Here is a 17,059-nt window from a genome sequence, read left to right on the forward strand (position 1 = left end):
TTTATTAAATAATAAATATAAATATTGATCTAATATATGTTAATATTATTAATATCACACATTATCGCACGATTCCTAGTGAACATCTATGGAAACATCAGATGTGATTAAAAACTACTCTTAAAATTGTTGAAATTGCAAACTTAGAATCAAAAGTAAAAGTACCCTAAAGAGTAATTATCTAATTTAAGAATTATATTAATTTTCTTTTAAATCAGAATTTCTTTCTAAATTTTAATTTTTTATTAAGTTTGAATACATAAAGCTATTACAATAATTCAGTAACCTTTTACTAAAAATATTATTTTAGTTAATCAAACGGAAACTTAAAAAACTATAATGTTTTACATGGTTTCAAACAATTTATTTTCTCGACTGAGAATTAATTCCGTTGGTTTGAGCTGTTTCAATAGCCCAAGCAATTGCATTTGCGGTAAAAATTGAATTATATATAGCATGAATAGGCCCTCCTATATTAACATTTCCATAATTAGGCTTGGGTATTGGATAATAAGGATATGTATAATCGTTAATTGTAACTTTATCTATTAACATAGGATATTTATAAGAACTTGCATCATTTCCATTCATTTTATTAGGATAATTAGTAAGTGACGAATTAAATCCTCCATCTCCAACAAAGATTAAATTATATTTTTTATGTTTAAATGCAGAAATTCTTCCATCTTCAGTTCCTGAAAATATTTCAAGATCTTCTATAGGCAATGATTCTAAAACTGCTGTTTGACTAGTATCATCTCCCCATTTTTTTCCTCGTATGTCTCCAAAAGGACCATTTAAAACAGAACTATCCGCATCTGTAAAATCCCATACAATACCATTTCCTTTTTGATCAGTATACAATGAGCCTTTGATCGGCAAATCAGGATATAAAGCTTTAAAAAAACGTTCTACACGATTTTGATCTTCTATAAAAAGAAGCACAATCCCTTTTCTTTTAAGATACTCTACATAAATTGGAGCTGATTTAAGCGTGATTTCAGATGTTTGCCCGGTAATAAGTATATCCGGTGGATTATCCCCCAGCAACAAATTTTCTAACTCTGTTTCTTTGGGAGAATCTAATATATTTTTATTATCAATCCATCCTTTAAATTTAACTATACTGTTTGGTGAAGGACCAAAATTTTCGGAACTGTTTACCATTAAAGATAAATTACCACCATATGGACCGGTTGACAAAGCATTATATACTCCCGCACCGGTAGCATATAATTTCACATAATCATAATAATAAGTCATGGGTACCGATGCTGAACAACTGGTTGATAATTCACTGTTAGAATATATAGTTAACTCTTTGGGTGAATAACCTTCCGGAATTCCATATCCTTGCAGCTTTACCGTTTGAGTTATTATATTATTATTGTTCTGCTGATCTCCTTCTAATGTTAAATTTTCAGTCTTAAAACCAATACCATCAACAATATTTGTATATAAAGATAATGGAGCTCCAATGTTAATCGGATTAAAACTTATGGTTACTTCAATATAATTATTTGGCGATAATTGAGATCCACTTGTATAAGATCCCTTAACGGATATAGAAGAACAATCTAAATTATATGCCGATTTCATTACCCGCTGTTTTACAATGACATTAAATTTACATGAATTAACTTCATTTATTTCCTGAGTTGTTAAAGTAAATTCATCTCCTGAATTATTTTCAGGGGTAAAATCTATAGGAGTACCATATCCCGGAATTTCAATTGTGTAAGTCCCTGTTGAAAGAAATTCTCCTGATTTAGAAAAAAAATACCTGTTATCCGGAGAAGAAACAGCATTAATTGTATAGGGCCCCGGTTTAGTAACATGCACCGTTACAGCGATTTTATTTTCCACGGTAAGAGCTTCATCGTTAACATAATTTCCTAATACTTTAATAGTGGAACAATCTATGCTGAAATCAGCACTTAACTTATTACCGCAAATACTAATCCATCTCGCTTCGATCTTATTCCAGTAATTAAAGCAGTTTTCAGTTGTATTAAATATCAACAAACCATTTTTGCTAACAGTGGTTTCAATAGAATCTCTTTGTTTCTGACTTAGTCTTGGTATTAAAATTCCCTTGTTATTTTCAGGGGAAGAGATATCTAACATCGTTTGTGGATCCGGAAATTCATTTCCAATTCCTACTTGCGCATTAAGTGTGTAAATAAATAATAAGAAAATAATCAAATAGTTAGGCTTGCTCATAATCAAATTTTAGTAGTTATAGTATTATTATTAATTGTATTTTTTAAAATTATAAAATTTTTCACAATTAATTAGCCTTTTATACATAAAATTTTGAATATTTATTAAAATTCTTATATAAAAATTATAAATTATTAATTAGGTTCGTAAAAATTTTTACCCTTTACTTCTTGATAGCTAAAACGTTAAATATTTAAATAAGAACCATAAAATAATTTATGTAATTAAAATTTATAAAGAACAAAAAAGAACAAAAATGTGTAATTAATAATCAATAGACTATTTATCGGTTATTTAAAATTGATGAATTTTTTTAAATCTACTCTATATATAATAAACTATTAGATTTAGTCAGAAAATTTTTAAAACTTATCATCTATTGATTTCAATTTGCAGAATATATTATGTTTTTTAAGCATTATATGATTTAATATAAAAAATTCAAAATTCTAATTTAGTATACATCAAGCTAAACCCGGATAATCTGCTACTAAATTTAAAATAGTTTGTATTTTTTATACCAAGTAAAAAGGATATTTTTAAACAGATGGAAGAACAATAATTTATTTTTCCATTAAGAAATTACAAATTTTATCAAATGTATAGGTAAAACATTCATCAACTTCATCTGAGATTTCTTTTCCACAAGGAAATGGGTCTTCGTGAATATATGTGTATGGATAATCCATTAATTCAATTTTTACAGGAATATCTCTAGCCGTTCCTTGCAATGTATTCATAATTTCGTAGGAAGGAATCACTTCATCTTTAGCCAAAGTGATTACATAAAATTGATCGCTGATTTTTCTAAATGTTTCTTCCCTTTCTTTAATTAGGTTTTTATAACAAAGCATACTTCTGAAATTAGGCCCCTCCGGTTCAGTATACATATAGTGTCGAAGAATCTCGTCTCTTTTCATATGACTTTCCATATGTTCAACAATAAAGGAATATAACCCAACTCCGGCTTCACTATCCAAAATAAATTTAGAAACGGGTGTTAATCGGTTAAATACGGCACCTCCACAAAAAATAGCACATTTGGTATCTGAAAAATAACCATTTCTGTTGCTCATTTTTAAAACTTCAGCTAAAAAAGCACCAATGGAATAGGCAAAAAAGTCAATTTTAGCATCTTTATCAATTGCCGGATGTAGATCTTCTTTAATATCTTCAACAAAATCAATAACATCGTAATAGGATTGTAAACCCGACCAAATAAACCGTTGAGGTTTATTATTTATACGTGTACTTATTGCTACATTTGAAAGGCTGGAACATATAAGTATGGGAATTCTTTTTTTTCGTTCCTCACTTACCCGATACATTTCTCTGGAATTACTCCACAACAAGGGAGCCCTATTCATATGAAATGCCATTGGAAATAAAACAATAGCTTTTCCGGTTTTTTCTGCTAAATAGGTTGCCCAGGGTAAATACTTACTCCAATACTTTTCATTAAACCCATGAAATAGAATAATTATTTCTTTTGCCTTTTTTTCTTTTTTAGGCATTATTATATGATAACGAAACTCAATATTCTCGGATATATCTGCATCTTTTTTATTAAGCATCTTTTGTATGACATCCGGATCAAGATCGTTAATTGGATTACTTAAGAACTCATAATCATCATTATTACCTAAACCACCTGGAAGTATAAATCGATAATTTGATTTAAATGAAAAATTTCTTATAACCAAATTCTCGTCTATTTCAATTTCATCCGTTGTATAATTTTCAATTTTCTTTAAATAATTAAACAAGTCTAAATATTTCATTTATATGTTAAAATTTGTAGTTAGGTATTGACTCACAAATAATTATACTATTATTAGGTATTTTAGGCTACAATTATAATAATTTTTCCGAATATATATAGGATATAAACCCATATTTTTTCGCAATAATAAAGATAATTTAATCTTATTATTAAAAAAAATATTCGCATATGATTCAATATTTTCTTAAAAACAAAAAATACATTATAAATATAAATTTAACCAATTAGTTAAATTATAATTATTTTTTTTGAATTTTTTTTACAAATAATTTGCAATGGCATAAAATTTGATGTTAAATTACCCTTAATAATATGTTAATATATGCGTTCTTTTAATAAAACTCAGCTAAATAAATTAAAAAATAACTTATTAGAAGACTATATTTGCAAAAATTTTAATAATTAAATATTTTAAAATGTTTATAAATTCTAAAGGATGTTATATACCTACTAAGAGAGTTACTAATAGTTATTTTGCAAAACTTAATGATTTATCAGAAGATTGGTATTTTAAGAGGACCGGGATTTTGACCCGAGCCAGAGCTTCAGAAGAAGAAACTATAGACTACATGAGCATTAAAGCCGTTGAAGATGCTGTTAAAAATTTACCTTACGACATTAGTGAAGTAGATTTAATTGTATTTGCTTCTTATACACCCAATGATACGGTGGGGACTACAGCTCATATTATTCAAAAAGAGTTTAACATCAACAATGCCAAAGCTTTTTATATATCTTCTGCTTGTTCTTCTGCCATCAATGGTATGGAAATTATTAATTCTTTTTTTAAAAGCAAAATATCTTCAAAAGCATTATTAATAAGCGCTGATAGAAACTCCAGCTATTCAGATGACAAAGACATTCAATCCGGACATTTATGGGGGGATGCTGCCGTTGCTCTATTTTTTTCCTCAGAACCTATGCGTCCAAATGAAGCTGAAGTTTTAGATATTAATACACTTGGTCTTGGTAATATAGGCTATGGACCTAAAGCGGTTACTATGGAGCCTAAAAATGGTTTACATATGCCTTATGGTAAAGATGTATTTACTCAAGCGTGTATATATTTAACAAAGCTAACAGATGCTATAATCAAGAAAAATGGTTATACGATATCTGATCTAACTTATTTTATCGGTCATCAAGCAAATAAAAGAATTTTAAATAATGTATGTCATGAATTAGGGTTAGCTGAAAATAAATCGCTTACAAATGTGGAAGAATTAGGCAATACAGGGTGTGCAAGTGCCCCTTTGGTTTTTGCTCAGAATTATGATATTTTTAAAGAAGGTGATCTTGTATGTCTTTCCGTTTTTGGAGGCGGCTATTCTTGCGGTACATGCTTAATTAAATTTAATTAAAAACTAACTGATATTAATTTTAAGTTCTTACCATTTCAAATTTCATTGCTATAAGAATCATAAAATTTTAATATCTTGTTTATTCAGAATGTATTATAATACATTCTTAAAATTTTATTTTGCTAATTTTTAACTATACAAAATGTTAATTATTGTATAGCCAGGTATTGTTTTTTATAATTTTAAAGTGGTGTTCTTTATTAATAAATAGCTCTATGAATTCTAGTAAGAAATAATTTTAAAACACATATCTATATTAAACATAATGTAGTTTATAAATCCGTTTTAGAAACTTTTAGTAATCATGCTAAAAGATTTACAAAACTTATAGAGATCATTTTATAGATTTTAAATAATTATCTTTTGTTAACTACTTCATAAGTAAGATTAACTAATCATATGTATACTTTTATAAAAGACAGTTAACATTTATATGTGTATTTTCAATTAAATAGCATACTAATATTGATAAATTTTAAACAAGATCTTTATTGGACGATAATGCAAATATTTATTTTTAATAAAATTCTATGAAGCTAGTATAAATATTAATTTTTACTGTTTGAATTTTTCAAATGCTTCACAAATTACTTGATGAATTAAAGGCATATACTCAGCCATATGAGAAATGGCATGTAAATCATCCAACTCCAACACCTTTAATGACTCACCAAATACTTTTTTATAATATTCCGGATAAAGAACCTCATCATTTTTAGAGATAATAAGATGTATATTTTTGTTTAAAATATTTTCAGAAGTAGCCGAAAATATTTTTTCTTTCATTTCGGGAGGAATTCGTTTTTGATCTTTAATTTGTTCCGAAGAGAAAACAGGATTAGTCATAACATAATGAATATCTTTGAAGAAATTTACCAAATTCCAAGCAAGATTTGCCCCCATACTGTCTGCCATAATAATTTTATCCCCTTTATCTTCCTCGAAAATTTTTGCTTTTTCTTCTAAAAATTTGGGAATGTCCATAAATTCATCCCATTCCCAATATATAAGGCTAAATTCTTTACTATTGCGATAAAAATTTTGTAAGCAATTGAATTTTTTTCCTGAAGTTTGATATCCGTGAAGAAAATATATTTTTTTCATTTGTAATTTTAGCTTGCCTAGTAGCTATTTAGATAATTATATTTATATAGGCCTATGCAATATCAATTGCGAACTTAATAATCTTATAAACCTCTCTGTTAGTTCATTATAAATTTCATTAAGCTTTTACCCTATTTTAAAATTGACATCTGTAAACCTAATCAAAATTATTAAATTTGTCAATAATATAAAATTAAAAATTATATTATTACATTTATCGTAACTGAAACAGAAATAATTTAAAAAGAACTCATTGTATAAGAAGTTATTTAGTCAGACATTAATATATGGATTAAGCAATGTTTTAGTCCGAGTATTTCCATTTATCCTTACTCCAATGTTAGTGCGAGCTTTCGGTCCGTCTAAATATTCAATATATGCTGATTTTTATTCAGCCGCGGGTATACTTTCTGTTTTACTTACCCATGGAATGGAAACTACTTTCTTTCGTTTTTTTCAAAAATTTAAAGACCACGAAAAAAGACAGAATGCAGTTTATTTTACTTCATTTACCTCTGTTTGCATTGTTTCTCTCTTATTCTTAGTGTTTGGCATACTTGCCAGACACCCCTTAGCCTCAGCATTTAAGCACCCTGATGAGGTAATTTTTTTAGTATGGTTTCTATTTATTCTTGCTGCTGATGCTATTTCAGCTGTTCCTTTTGCAAAACTCAGGATTCAAAACAGATCTTTATATTTTGCTTCTTTAAAAATACTGAATTCAGTAACCATGTTCTTTTCCACAATTATATTAATATTTTGGATTCCTAAACAAATTGAAAATGGTGGAATTGGCGCTGTTTTTTTTAGTAAGATTTACAATTTTGATTATGGAATAGGTTATGCTTTTGCTGCAAACTTATTTGCAAGTATTATTACATTCCTTGCTTTAATTCCTACCATGCTTGATGGTAAATATGCTTTTGAATTTTCTTTATGGAAAAAGATGTTAAAATATGCGTGGCCAATTACCATTGCCGGTCTAGCCGGGATTGTTAATGAAACCATGGATCGACAATTTATTAAATATCTCCTTCCGGAAGGTATTGCCGAAGTTCAAATGGGTATTTACAGCGCTGTATACAAAATTGCTACTTTTATAACGCTGTTTAAGACTGCTTACCTGTTGGGTGTTGAGCCTTTCTTTTTTTCTCACGCTGACGACAAAAATTCAGGAAAAACGTATGCTACTTTAATGAAGTATTATGCTATATTTAGTGCCTTCATTTTATTATTTTTAGTAGCCAACTTAGATTGGATCGGTCGTCTTTATATTAGAAACACCGACTACTGGAGCGGCTTCCAGGTTGTGCCTGTTTTATTAATAGGCTCTACGTTTCTGGGAATATATCTCAATTTATCCATTTGGTATAAATTATCTGACAATACTCATTATGGTGCTATTATATCAGGAATTGGCGCATTCATAACTGTTGTTTTAAATTTTATTGGATTGAAATATACAGACCTTGGCTATTGGGCGTGTGCGATTGCAACTTTTGTGTCATATTTAACCATGATGCTTATATCCTATTTTTGGGGACAAAAAGAATATCCTATACCCTACAATTACCGAAAACTGATTTTTTATATAGGAGGAAGTTCTTTGTTAAGCTTTATTGCCTATTATTGCAGCAATCGAATAGCCGTGAGAATTGGGGTTGGTAATATTTTATTTTTTATTTTCTTATACCTGACATTAAAAATTGAATATAAGGATGTCCAAATTTTTAGAAAAAAACTCGTACAACTGAAAAAACACAAAAAGAACTAATTTCCAGTAGTATTTACTACATTCAATTTTTTTCTATCATAATAGATATCTTCGTTATTAAACATTTATCAATCTATAGCCCTACTATCTCTTACATATAACCAAGAACAACCTTGATTGTTAATGATACTTTTTTAAAAGACAAACAATTTTAAATTAAAAAATTCAATTTTATTATTTTATATCATTATGATTGATAATTAAAATTTTATAAAATAAATATATAATTTACATTTATTGTTTAACCGCTTGTTTAACGTACTTTAACCATAGAATATTTAAATAAATATATTTATTTATTCTATTAATTATAATAATTAAATATATAAATAAATATTTATAATAGCATATTAAAATAAATTTACTATATTTGCATTAATATTTATTTTATCTTATAATTATAATTTTGAGCATTCACAGATAGATATTCTTATTTATGCTGTGAAAACAAATAAAGCGGTCATTGTATGGCCGCTTTAAATTTTTAAAAAGTTTAATGCTGTACTCAATTGTAATAAATTATGTGTATTATAATAAGATCTAATCAAAATTAAATTTCCTTACCAGGTCATCAATGGTAACAGTTAAATTTTTTCTTTGTACTAATAGTCTTACTTGATCATCAATATTTGGAAATTCAAAGGGAATTAATCCTAAATATGTTTTCTTATTTTAAAAATCCATTCAGCAATAGAACTTATATCATTATTCAATTTACCCGAAATCATTTATTATGAATTATTTTTTATTTATTATCTTTATTGTATAACAAATAAATATAGCATGGTACTATCAAGACAAAGTTTATTTCGCAAAATAGATAATTCACCATTGATTGTATTCCGTATACTATTTGGATTTTTGCTATTGGCGGAAACTTGGGGGGCAATTTTAACAGGTTGGGTAAACATCAATTTAATTACTCCTAAAGTCTTTTTCCCGTTTATTGGTTTTACATGGCTCCACCCTCTACCGGGATATGGTATGTATATTTATTTTATTTGTTTAGGTATATTGGGACTTTTGGTTATGATGGGTTATAGATATCGTTTAAGTCTTTTATGTTTTACTATATTATGGACGGCTCAATATTTAATGCAAAAAACAGCTTATAATAATCATTATTATTTTTTAATTCTAATATGCATTATTATGCTCTTTTTACCTGCGAATGCTTATTATTCTTTGGACTCAAAAAGAAATAAAAATATAAGATCTTTGACCATGCCTCAATGGTGCTCATTCGTTTTATTATTTCAAATATCCATTTTATATTTTTTTGCATGTATTGCTAAACTTTATCCTGATTGGTTAGATGGAACTTTTACGCGTTTATTATATTCCAATAAAACTAATATCCCTTTAATCGGTCAATTTTTCACCCAAAAATGGTTTTATATTTCTATAGCTTATCTTGGAATTATATTTGACGGATTGGTTGTTCCTTTAATGCTTTGGAAAAAAACTCGAACGTTAGCCTTACTTGCCTGTTTAATATTTCATCTTGCTAATTCGTTTATTCTAAACGTAGGAATTTTCCCCTATTTTGCCTTAAGCTTTACCGTTTTTTTCTATCCTCCGGAAACTATCCGTAAAATATTTTTCAAAAAGCGTCCACATATTTCTTTTGAAGAAAATAAATATAATTACTCTAATAAAAAAACAGTGTATTTTCTTTTAGTAATTTATTTCACCATTCAATTGATTTTACCTATACGTCATTATTTCATTAAAGGAAATGTATTTTGGACTGAAGAGGGGCATCGGTTAAGTTGGAGAATGATGCTGAGACAGCGTAATGGGTCTACACATTTTACTGTTATTGATAAAAAAACTAAAAAAATTCTGCCGTTTCGTATGCAGGATATATTTACTGATAAACAAATACTTAGAATCAATTGTTACCCTGACTTTATATGGCAAGCGGCTCAATATATAAAAGAGGATTCCAAATTGCGTCATAAAGATGTAGAAATTTATGCCGATACTCAAGTATCCGTAAATGATCATCCCTATAAGAGATTTATTGACCCAAAAATTGATTTAGCAGAAGTAAGCTGGGACTATTTTAAACATTCCGATTGGATTCTTTTATATGATGATTACAGAAAATAGATTTTTATATTAAATTTAACAGACAAATGCTAAATAAAATTGAAGCTTGCTACTTGTATTGTTTAATATAGTAAGAATAAATTAAATCATATCATTACTTTTTTTGGGATACTATAATCCCAAAAACACCCACTATTATGAGGAGAATACCAACTAACATCATTGAAGAAAAGGGTTCTGAAAACACTACTACTCCTATAATAACAGCGGTAATGGGCTCAAATGCGCCTAAAACTGAGGTGAGAGTAGATCCTATTCTTCTAACCGCCTCAACTAAAGTTATAATTGATACTATGGTTGGAATTAAAGCTAATAATGTTATATTTAGAACACATGAAGTATCTTTTACCGGAAACCATTGAAAAGAACCGGTCAATAAACAAAATATAAGAAGATAAACCACGCCAATAACTTGAATATAAAAGGTATATCTAAGCACTGGCATATCTTTTACGGTTGATTTAACGGATAATACCAGAAAAAATGCATAAAATATTGCAGCTGAAAGAGCAAACACTATTCCTTTGAAATTGATGTGACCTATTCCTTCCCCCAAAGATAAAAGGGCAACACCAACAACAGCCAATAGTATTGATATAAAACCTTTAACGGAAATTTTTTCACGAAAAAAGATTCCCATAATGATGGTAACAAAAACAGGATATAAAAAATGGACGGTAGTGGTAACTCCTCCTCCTAAATACGTATAGGATAGAAAGAAAAAGAGTGAACAAGTATTGCAAAGTAAACTTAGAACTGTTAATGCTTTAAATTCTTTCAAGGAAACTGAAAAATGTACTTTTTTTATTTTCATCAGTATTGCGACAGCAATACACGCCAATAAAAATCGATAAAACAAAACAGTATCAAAATTCAATCCTTTTTTCATTAAAGGAATGCTAAATAAAGGAATTAATCCATAGGTCATGGATGAAATAATTGCGCTCAATGATCCTTTAAAAAAGGATCCTTTTCCATATTTTCCAACCAGTGCTTTTGACTTTCTTGGTAAGCGTAATAATATATACCTTGCTGCCCTCATTTTTAGTGCAAAATTTGCTGCAAATGTATTTCTTATATTTCACAAAAAAAACTAGATTATTCAAAAAATAATCTAGTTTACATATGTTTTAATTTTTTTAGACATCAAATGCCGATTAACTAATTATTCGACTAATGGACAAAGCATTGGATCGTATTTAGCATCAAAATTATCTGTTATCGTAAGTATTGATATATTCTCTTGACTTTTTGAATGATTATTATTTATTCCTATTAAAAATTTATTTTTTTCAATAGGTTTTAATATATCTAAACTTGTAAATTTATCTATGTCTAATTGCGTACTCCATAAAAATCTACCTTGATCATCAATTCTAAATAAGTATCCATAGCTTAAACCTCTAGTTCCGATTTTAAAAAATTTTCCTCCAATAATATATCCTCCATTTTCTGCTTCAATAAGTGTATTTACTATTTCATACAACTTTATTGATTTAGAATAGTAATCTCCTTTCATTAATCCATATATCTTACTAAAAACTAAATTCCCTTGTTCATCCCATTTAGTTATTCTATAATCAGAACTTGTTTCATATGTTTCATCACTTGCTATAATATAATTTCCAAATTTATCCTGAATAAGTATCTGATTATATCTTGACTTTGAAAAAATCTCGGGAGATAGTTCTTTTTCCCATGTTATACTACCTCCATCTTTAAATTTAACGAGGTAAAATTTATTATTTCCCTTATCATCTTTTCTGTTATCTAACAAAATAAATTGATTATCAATTGTCCTTATGAGATTAGTTATATTTTTTATTTTATATTGATCTTGAGAAATCTTCCATTGGATTTCTCCTGCATCTGACAATTTATAAAGCCATACTTTACCCCCTTCAAAACTTCCACTGACTATATAACCTCCATCGTCTGATGATATTAATTTTGATACTTCACCCACATTTTTTTCCCAAATTTTGTTTCCAAAATAGTCAACTTTAATCAATTGGGATCCATTGATCAGAATTAAAAAACCTGAATCACCTTCCGCAATGAATTGTCCGGATTGTTCAGACTTTCCATCTGATAAAAATTTTGTCCATAAAAGATCACCTTCTTTATCTAATTTCGTTATATAAACTGCTTTACATGGCATGAAAATAACCCCAGTCAAAGAATCTTTCAGATATAAATCTTTAGAATAGCCTGTAAACATAAAATTTCCATCCTTAGTTTTTATCATAGATGACATTTGATAAGTATTTAAAGTTTTTTTCAATTCCACAGTTGGATCTTGTGCAGACAGGGTTGCATAAATCAAAATTCCTATTAATATAATTATATTTTTCATTATCTATTTATTATATTTATGAATTAATTAACTAAAAATATTTTTACTTAGTTTTTAAGTATTTTTTGAACATATACATCTGACTCACTCTCTATTTTTAGTATATAAATTCCCGGTATAAACATAGACATATCTATTTTATCCAGATATTTGTATTCTTGTAAAATAATTTTTCCTGTGATATCTGTAATAAATATTTTCTTTACTTTTTGATCAGTAGGTATTTTTATATTTAGATAAGCATCTACCGGATTTGGATATAAAATAATTTGCTCTTCTTTATTAGTCTGATTTTCTATTCCTAAAAATTTACTATCTTTTATTTTACTAATTTTATATTTATTTACTAATATATATTCATTACTTCCCAAATCTTTAATGAATGAGATTGTATTATTATCATCATTAGTAAAAGTTTTTTTCCAAATAATTTTCTTTTGCTTATTAATTTTAGTTAAAGTTGTGTTTTCCGACAATAAATAAAAACCGTCTGCTGTTTCAAGTGAATTTAAAATCGATTTATCGTTATTTTCACCAATAATAGTTAAATTAGAAATCTTTTCCCCCTCTTCATTTATTTCAATTATATTCAACTTATTATTTGCAATTTTATAGGAAAATAATAATTTTTTACTTTTATTTCTTACATAATTTATTTCAGATAAAGCATTATACATTTCCTTGATTTCTTTATTTTCAATGTTAATGCCGTCTTTATTTACCTTCAATAAATAGGAACTACCGAATTTGCCTGACATATATTCCTCATATTGTGTTATAAAAATATAGTTTTGATCGAGATCTTCCCTAATAGCTATACAATACCCACCCAATGATTTATCTAAAATAGTACGCCATTGTTCTTCTCCGGATTTATTAACTTTAATTATTATTCCTTCATATTTATCTATGTGTGGGTCTGTTTTTTTTACCGTAATAAGATAACCATCACTAACTGGTAGTACAGACATAATTTGCAAATCTTTGAAACTGTAAGAAATTAATTTATTTCTTCTATCCAATCTCTGATTAAAATCTATAAATTTTGTTGAAATCTCATATCCGTTACAATCGGTTTTCATTATCCATACACCATTTTCTCCTTTTTTAGGAAAATCAAAATAATCATATTTGTCTATTCCAAAAATAATATAACCGTCTTTTTCTCCCATTAACCGATATACTTCTCTGTCTACTCCATAAATATCTTCACTTAAATGCATTTCTTTACCAACTTTTCCATCTATATCAGTAAAAATTAACTTTGAACTTGTTCTATTCCTTCCATAAAAGTATATTTCTTCATTAACAGCTAAAGCATACCCGGATAATGTTTTAGCGACATCAGCAATAGAATAGTTTAAATTATTTTCCCAAAGTACCTCTGCACTTTGCGCATTGCTTTCTTGCAAGGTAAGAACACTTGCCCATAGAACTAGTAAAATTTTTTTCATAAATCACTTTTATTTTTTAGTGCATAAAAGTAGTAATCTTGGATAAAATACTCTACGGGATTTTAATATTTATTTTAAAAAAGTATTACCCGAGTATGAACAAATGGAAACTATGTTGTTTGGTATAATAAATTTTTCATTAATTTTTATATTTCATAAAAAAACTAGATTATTTTTCAAATAATCTAGCTTTATAATTAATAAAATTTTAAATCACTTTTTTTAATCTTTAATCTTCTGCCGGACATAACAACGGATTAAAGTTAGAATTTAAATTATCTGTAATTTTAAAAATATTTGTTTCTGAAAAATAATCCATTGGATTAAACTCTGAGTAGACAGAAACCATATAGGTATTTTTACCCATTGGAATTAAAGATCCGATAAAAGTAGCCTTATTAAGATTAAAAGATTCATACCATTGTAAATTTCCATTCTCATCAATCTTAAATATACTACTTTCAAAATAAGTTGTTGTATTAAATGTTTCCCTACAGCTAAAAAGATATCCTCCTTCTTCCGATTCAATAATTTTTCCTAAATAGGTTGAATAAAAGTCATTACCTATTGCATAACCATATAATTTATTAAATATTACATTAAAATCTTTATCTAATTTCACTAATCTGATATCTTCTGAACTAAAATCATATTTGACTTCATGATCAGAAGTATCTTCTGTACTGGAAACTAAATAATTACCGGACCTGTCTTGATAAAAACCTAGATTTTTATTAGATTGATAAATGATATGATTAGGTATTTGTTTTTCTGATATTATTTCACCATAATCAGTAAATTCCATTATATAGAAATTTGAAACATCTGATTTATCTTTCTTTTTTACTAACGCCAAATAATTTCCGTTTACAGATTTTTGTCTGATTGAAACATATACTGCCTTATACTGTTCTTTAGTTATTTCCCATTCTATTTCACCTTGTGAATTTAGCTTTGATATCCATATATCCTCTTTATTAAAAGTGTTTGAAATAAAAAAACCTCCTTTATTTGATGCCAATATATTTCGAGGCATCATAAAACCTGTTTTCTTTCTAAAATAAATAATTCCTGAATTATCAATTTTGATCAATTGACCATCCTCTGTAAAAATTGAATACCCTTTATCATTCTCTATTAAAAAAATACCTTTTTCATCTGAATTTACTTTTTCTAAATTTCTTGACCATATAACCTTGCCTTCATCATTTAATTCATTTATTATTATGGAATAAACATTCCCAAATTCAGGCTCAAAACACCATATATTTTCTAATAGCACATAATTGCCTTTCGTATTCTTTATAATAGTTTTTACTTGACTCGGACCTTCAAAAGTATTTAAGGTATTAATCTTAGGGTTTTGCGCATATACAGTTGTAAAAGATAATATGCTTAGTAGTATAATTATATTTTTCATTGTCTCTATTTTTTGGTGAATTATTAAATAAAAAATAATTTTTTACTTTTTAAGTATTTTTTGAACATATACTTTATATTCGGTTTCAATTTTTAAAAAGTATACACCAGGCAGACACATTGAAACATCTAATTTATCCTGATATGTATTGTGTTCAAACACCTTTTTCCCACTAATATCGGTTACCAATATTTTTTTGATTTTTTCTCCTTTTGGAACATTTATATATAAATAGCTGTCAACCGGATTAGGATATAAAAATACGTTCTCTCTTTTTTCAGTAACATCATCTATTCCTAAGAATGGCTGCTGATCCTTAAGTTTTAAAATATTAAAATTATTAAAAGCTATATATTCATTATTTCCTAAATTAAATAGATTATTATAACCGTAATTATTATTTACTTTTTCTTTCCATAAGATTTCTCCTTTTTTATTTATTTTAACAAATTCATTTCCTCCGATAAGATAGCAATCATCATCAGTTTCCATCCAAGTGGAATCATTTTCCATAACCTTATCATAGATAATCTTAGATATCACTTTTCCATCTTCATTTAGCTCAACTACCATAAATTTATTTTCTTCATTTTTAACTGAAAATAAGAGCTTATTTTTTTTATTTGTGATGGGTTTCATTTTAAAATCACCCAACTCAACTATTTCATGTTGAGTCAAAATCTTTCCTTCCTTGTCTAACTTGACATAAAAATTTTTATTGGATGATCTATAACTTTCTTTAATATACCCTATTATACAGTACTCGTTATGAACAGTTTCTTTTAGTACCTCAAGATTTTCAAAACTTAACTTTTCATCAAAATTAATTTCCCATAAAACTTGACCATTCTTATCAAGTTTGTAAACAACTTTAACAAATTGATTGTTTTCATCGTATATTTTTGCTGTAAGTAAGTAGCCGTCACTAATTGTTTTAACAGATAGAATTTCAATCGTTCCATATCCACTATTATTCTTATCAAAAGATTTCTTACTCCAAATAATTTTTGTTTCTATTACACCACCATTGCAATCGGTCTGCATCATCCATAAATTATCCAATTTATTTTTTGATTTATCTGAAAATTTCTTTTCATCTATACCAAAAATAACATAACCGTCAGAATTGGGAATTATCTTATTAGCTATTCTAATTCCACCATTTAAATCAGTATCTAAGAAATTTTCCTTGATTAATTCACCGTTTGGGTTTAGAAAAAATATTTTAGATAATATCCCTAATCTTAATGAACAATCTCCAATTAGCGCAACTCCCCTAGATCGGGTTTTGGCCATATCATTAATGCCAGGATAACAAAGATTTCCCTCATCTAATTTTTTCTCCCAAACTGCTTTTGAATTTTGCGCATTAAAATTTTGTAAAGTAAGAACACTTACCCATAAAACTAATAAAATTTTTTTCATAGATCATCTTTTTAATTATTAATGGGTTAAAGATAGTAATATTG

Annotated in this window: 11 protein-coding genes; 3 read left to right on the plus strand and 8 right to left on the minus strand. The window is 27.3% G+C overall.

Annotation, left to right across the window (positions count from 1 at the left end):
• Positions 1-363: 363 nt before the first annotated feature.
• Both GYM73_RS07690 and GYM73_RS07695 read right to left on the minus strand, forming a co-directional pair.
• Positions 364-2,223: a hypothetical protein gene (locus GYM73_RS07690; RefSeq protein ID WP_220233477.1), complete on the minus strand. Its 1,860-nt coding sequence runs from the start codon at positions 2,221-2,223 to the stop codon at positions 364-366.
• A gap of 563 nt (positions 2,224-2,786) precedes the next feature.
• A complete protein-coding gene (locus GYM73_RS07695; RefSeq protein WP_220233478.1) occupies positions 2,787-4,004 on the minus strand; it encodes a DUF6051 family protein in 1,218 nt (405 codons plus the stop codon).
• 418 nt (positions 4,005-4,422) lie between these two features.
• On the opposite strand from GYM73_RS07695, the gene GYM73_RS07700 reads away from it, so the two are divergent.
• A complete protein-coding gene (locus GYM73_RS07700) occupies positions 4,423-5,367 on the plus strand; it encodes a 3-oxoacyl-ACP synthase III family protein (protein ID WP_160569102.1) in 945 nt (314 codons plus the stop codon).
• 555 nt (positions 5,368-5,922) lie between these two features.
• Here the strand turns inward: GYM73_RS07700 and GYM73_RS07705 are convergent.
• Positions 5,923-6,471, minus strand: coding sequence for a hypothetical protein (locus GYM73_RS07705; RefSeq protein ID WP_220233479.1), 549 nt, complete (start codon positions 6,469-6,471; stop codon positions 5,923-5,925).
• Positions 6,472-6,724: 253 nt separating this feature from the next.
• On the opposite strand from GYM73_RS07705, the gene GYM73_RS07710 reads away from it, so the two are divergent.
• Positions 6,725-8,245, plus strand: coding sequence for a lipopolysaccharide biosynthesis protein (locus GYM73_RS07710; protein WP_220233480.1), 1,521 nt, complete (start codon positions 6,725-6,727; stop codon positions 8,243-8,245).
• A 783-nt stretch (positions 8,246-9,028) separates the two neighbouring features.
• Positions 9,029-10,360 (plus strand): HTTM domain-containing protein, encoded by a 1,332-nt coding sequence (locus tag GYM73_RS07715; protein ID WP_160541837.1) that lies wholly within the window; start codon positions 9,029-9,031, stop codon positions 10,358-10,360.
• Positions 10,361-10,454: 94 nt separating this feature from the next.
• Here the strand turns inward: GYM73_RS07715 and GYM73_RS07720 are convergent, their stop codons facing one another.
• From GYM73_RS07720 to GYM73_RS07740, 5 genes are all read right to left on the minus strand, one after another.
• A complete protein-coding gene (locus GYM73_RS07720; protein WP_220233481.1) occupies positions 10,455-11,402 on the minus strand; it encodes a DMT family transporter in 948 nt (315 codons plus the stop codon).
• Positions 11,403-11,525: 123 nt separating this feature from the next.
• A complete protein-coding gene (locus GYM73_RS07725) occupies positions 11,526-12,716 on the minus strand; it encodes a hypothetical protein (RefSeq protein WP_220233482.1) in 1,191 nt (396 codons plus the stop codon).
• Positions 12,717-12,763: 47 nt separating this feature from the next.
• Positions 12,764-14,170 carry a T9SS type A sorting domain-containing protein gene (locus GYM73_RS07730; protein WP_220233483.1) on the minus strand — a complete coding sequence of 469 codons (1,407 nt, stop codon included), beginning with the start codon at positions 14,168-14,170 and terminating at the stop codon, positions 12,764-12,766.
• A 229-nt stretch (positions 14,171-14,399) separates the two neighbouring features.
• Positions 14,400-15,590, minus strand: a complete 1,191-nt coding sequence (locus tag GYM73_RS07735) for a hypothetical protein (RefSeq protein WP_220233484.1) — start codon at positions 15,588-15,590, stop codon at positions 14,400-14,402.
• Between the two features lie 42 nt (positions 15,591-15,632).
• Positions 15,633-17,015, minus strand: coding sequence for a T9SS type A sorting domain-containing protein (locus GYM73_RS07740; RefSeq protein ID WP_220233485.1), 1,383 nt, complete (start codon positions 17,013-17,015; stop codon positions 15,633-15,635).
• Between the last annotated feature and the right edge of the window lie 44 nt (positions 17,016-17,059).

This window comes from Apibacter sp. ESL0432 (genome assembly GCF_019469225.1).
In the GTDB taxonomy this organism is placed as follows: Bacteria; Bacteroidota; Bacteroidia; order Flavobacteriales; family Weeksellaceae; genus Apibacter.

What these genes read in the sequence shown, in the direction of transcription:
- GYM73_RS07740 (WP_220233485.1), bottom strand. Translation starts at nt 17,015, where the DNA reads ATGAAAAAAATTTTATTAGTTTTATGGGTAAGTGTTCTTACTTTACAA.
- GYM73_RS07705 (WP_220233479.1), bottom strand. Translation starts at nt 6,471, where the DNA reads ATGAAAAAAATATATTTTCTTCACGGATATCAAACTTCAGGAAAAAAA.
- GYM73_RS07725 (WP_220233482.1), bottom strand. Translation starts at nt 12,716, where the DNA reads ATGAAAAATATAATTATATTAATAGGAATTTTGATTTATGCAACCCTG.
- GYM73_RS07720 (WP_220233481.1), bottom strand. Translation starts at nt 11,402, where the DNA reads ATGAGGGCAGCAAGGTATATATTATTACGCTTACCAAGAAAGTCAAAA.
- GYM73_RS07700 (WP_160569102.1), top strand. Translation starts at nt 4,423, where the DNA reads ATGTTTATAAATTCTAAAGGATGTTATATACCTACTAAGAGAGTTACT.
- GYM73_RS07715 (WP_160541837.1), top strand. Translation starts at nt 9,029, where the DNA reads ATGGTACTATCAAGACAAAGTTTATTTCGCAAAATAGATAATTCACCA.
- GYM73_RS07695 (WP_220233478.1), bottom strand. Translation starts at nt 4,004, where the DNA reads ATGAAATATTTAGACTTGTTTAATTATTTAAAGAAAATTGAAAATTAT.
- GYM73_RS07730 (WP_220233483.1), bottom strand. Translation starts at nt 14,170, where the DNA reads ATGAAAAAAATTTTACTAGTTCTATGGGCAAGTGTTCTTACCTTGCAA.
- GYM73_RS07735 (WP_220233484.1), bottom strand. Translation starts at nt 15,590, where the DNA reads ATGAAAAATATAATTATACTACTAAGCATATTATCTTTTACAACTGTA.
- GYM73_RS07690 (WP_220233477.1), bottom strand. Translation starts at nt 2,223, where the DNA reads ATGAGCAAGCCTAACTATTTGATTATTTTCTTATTATTTATTTACACA.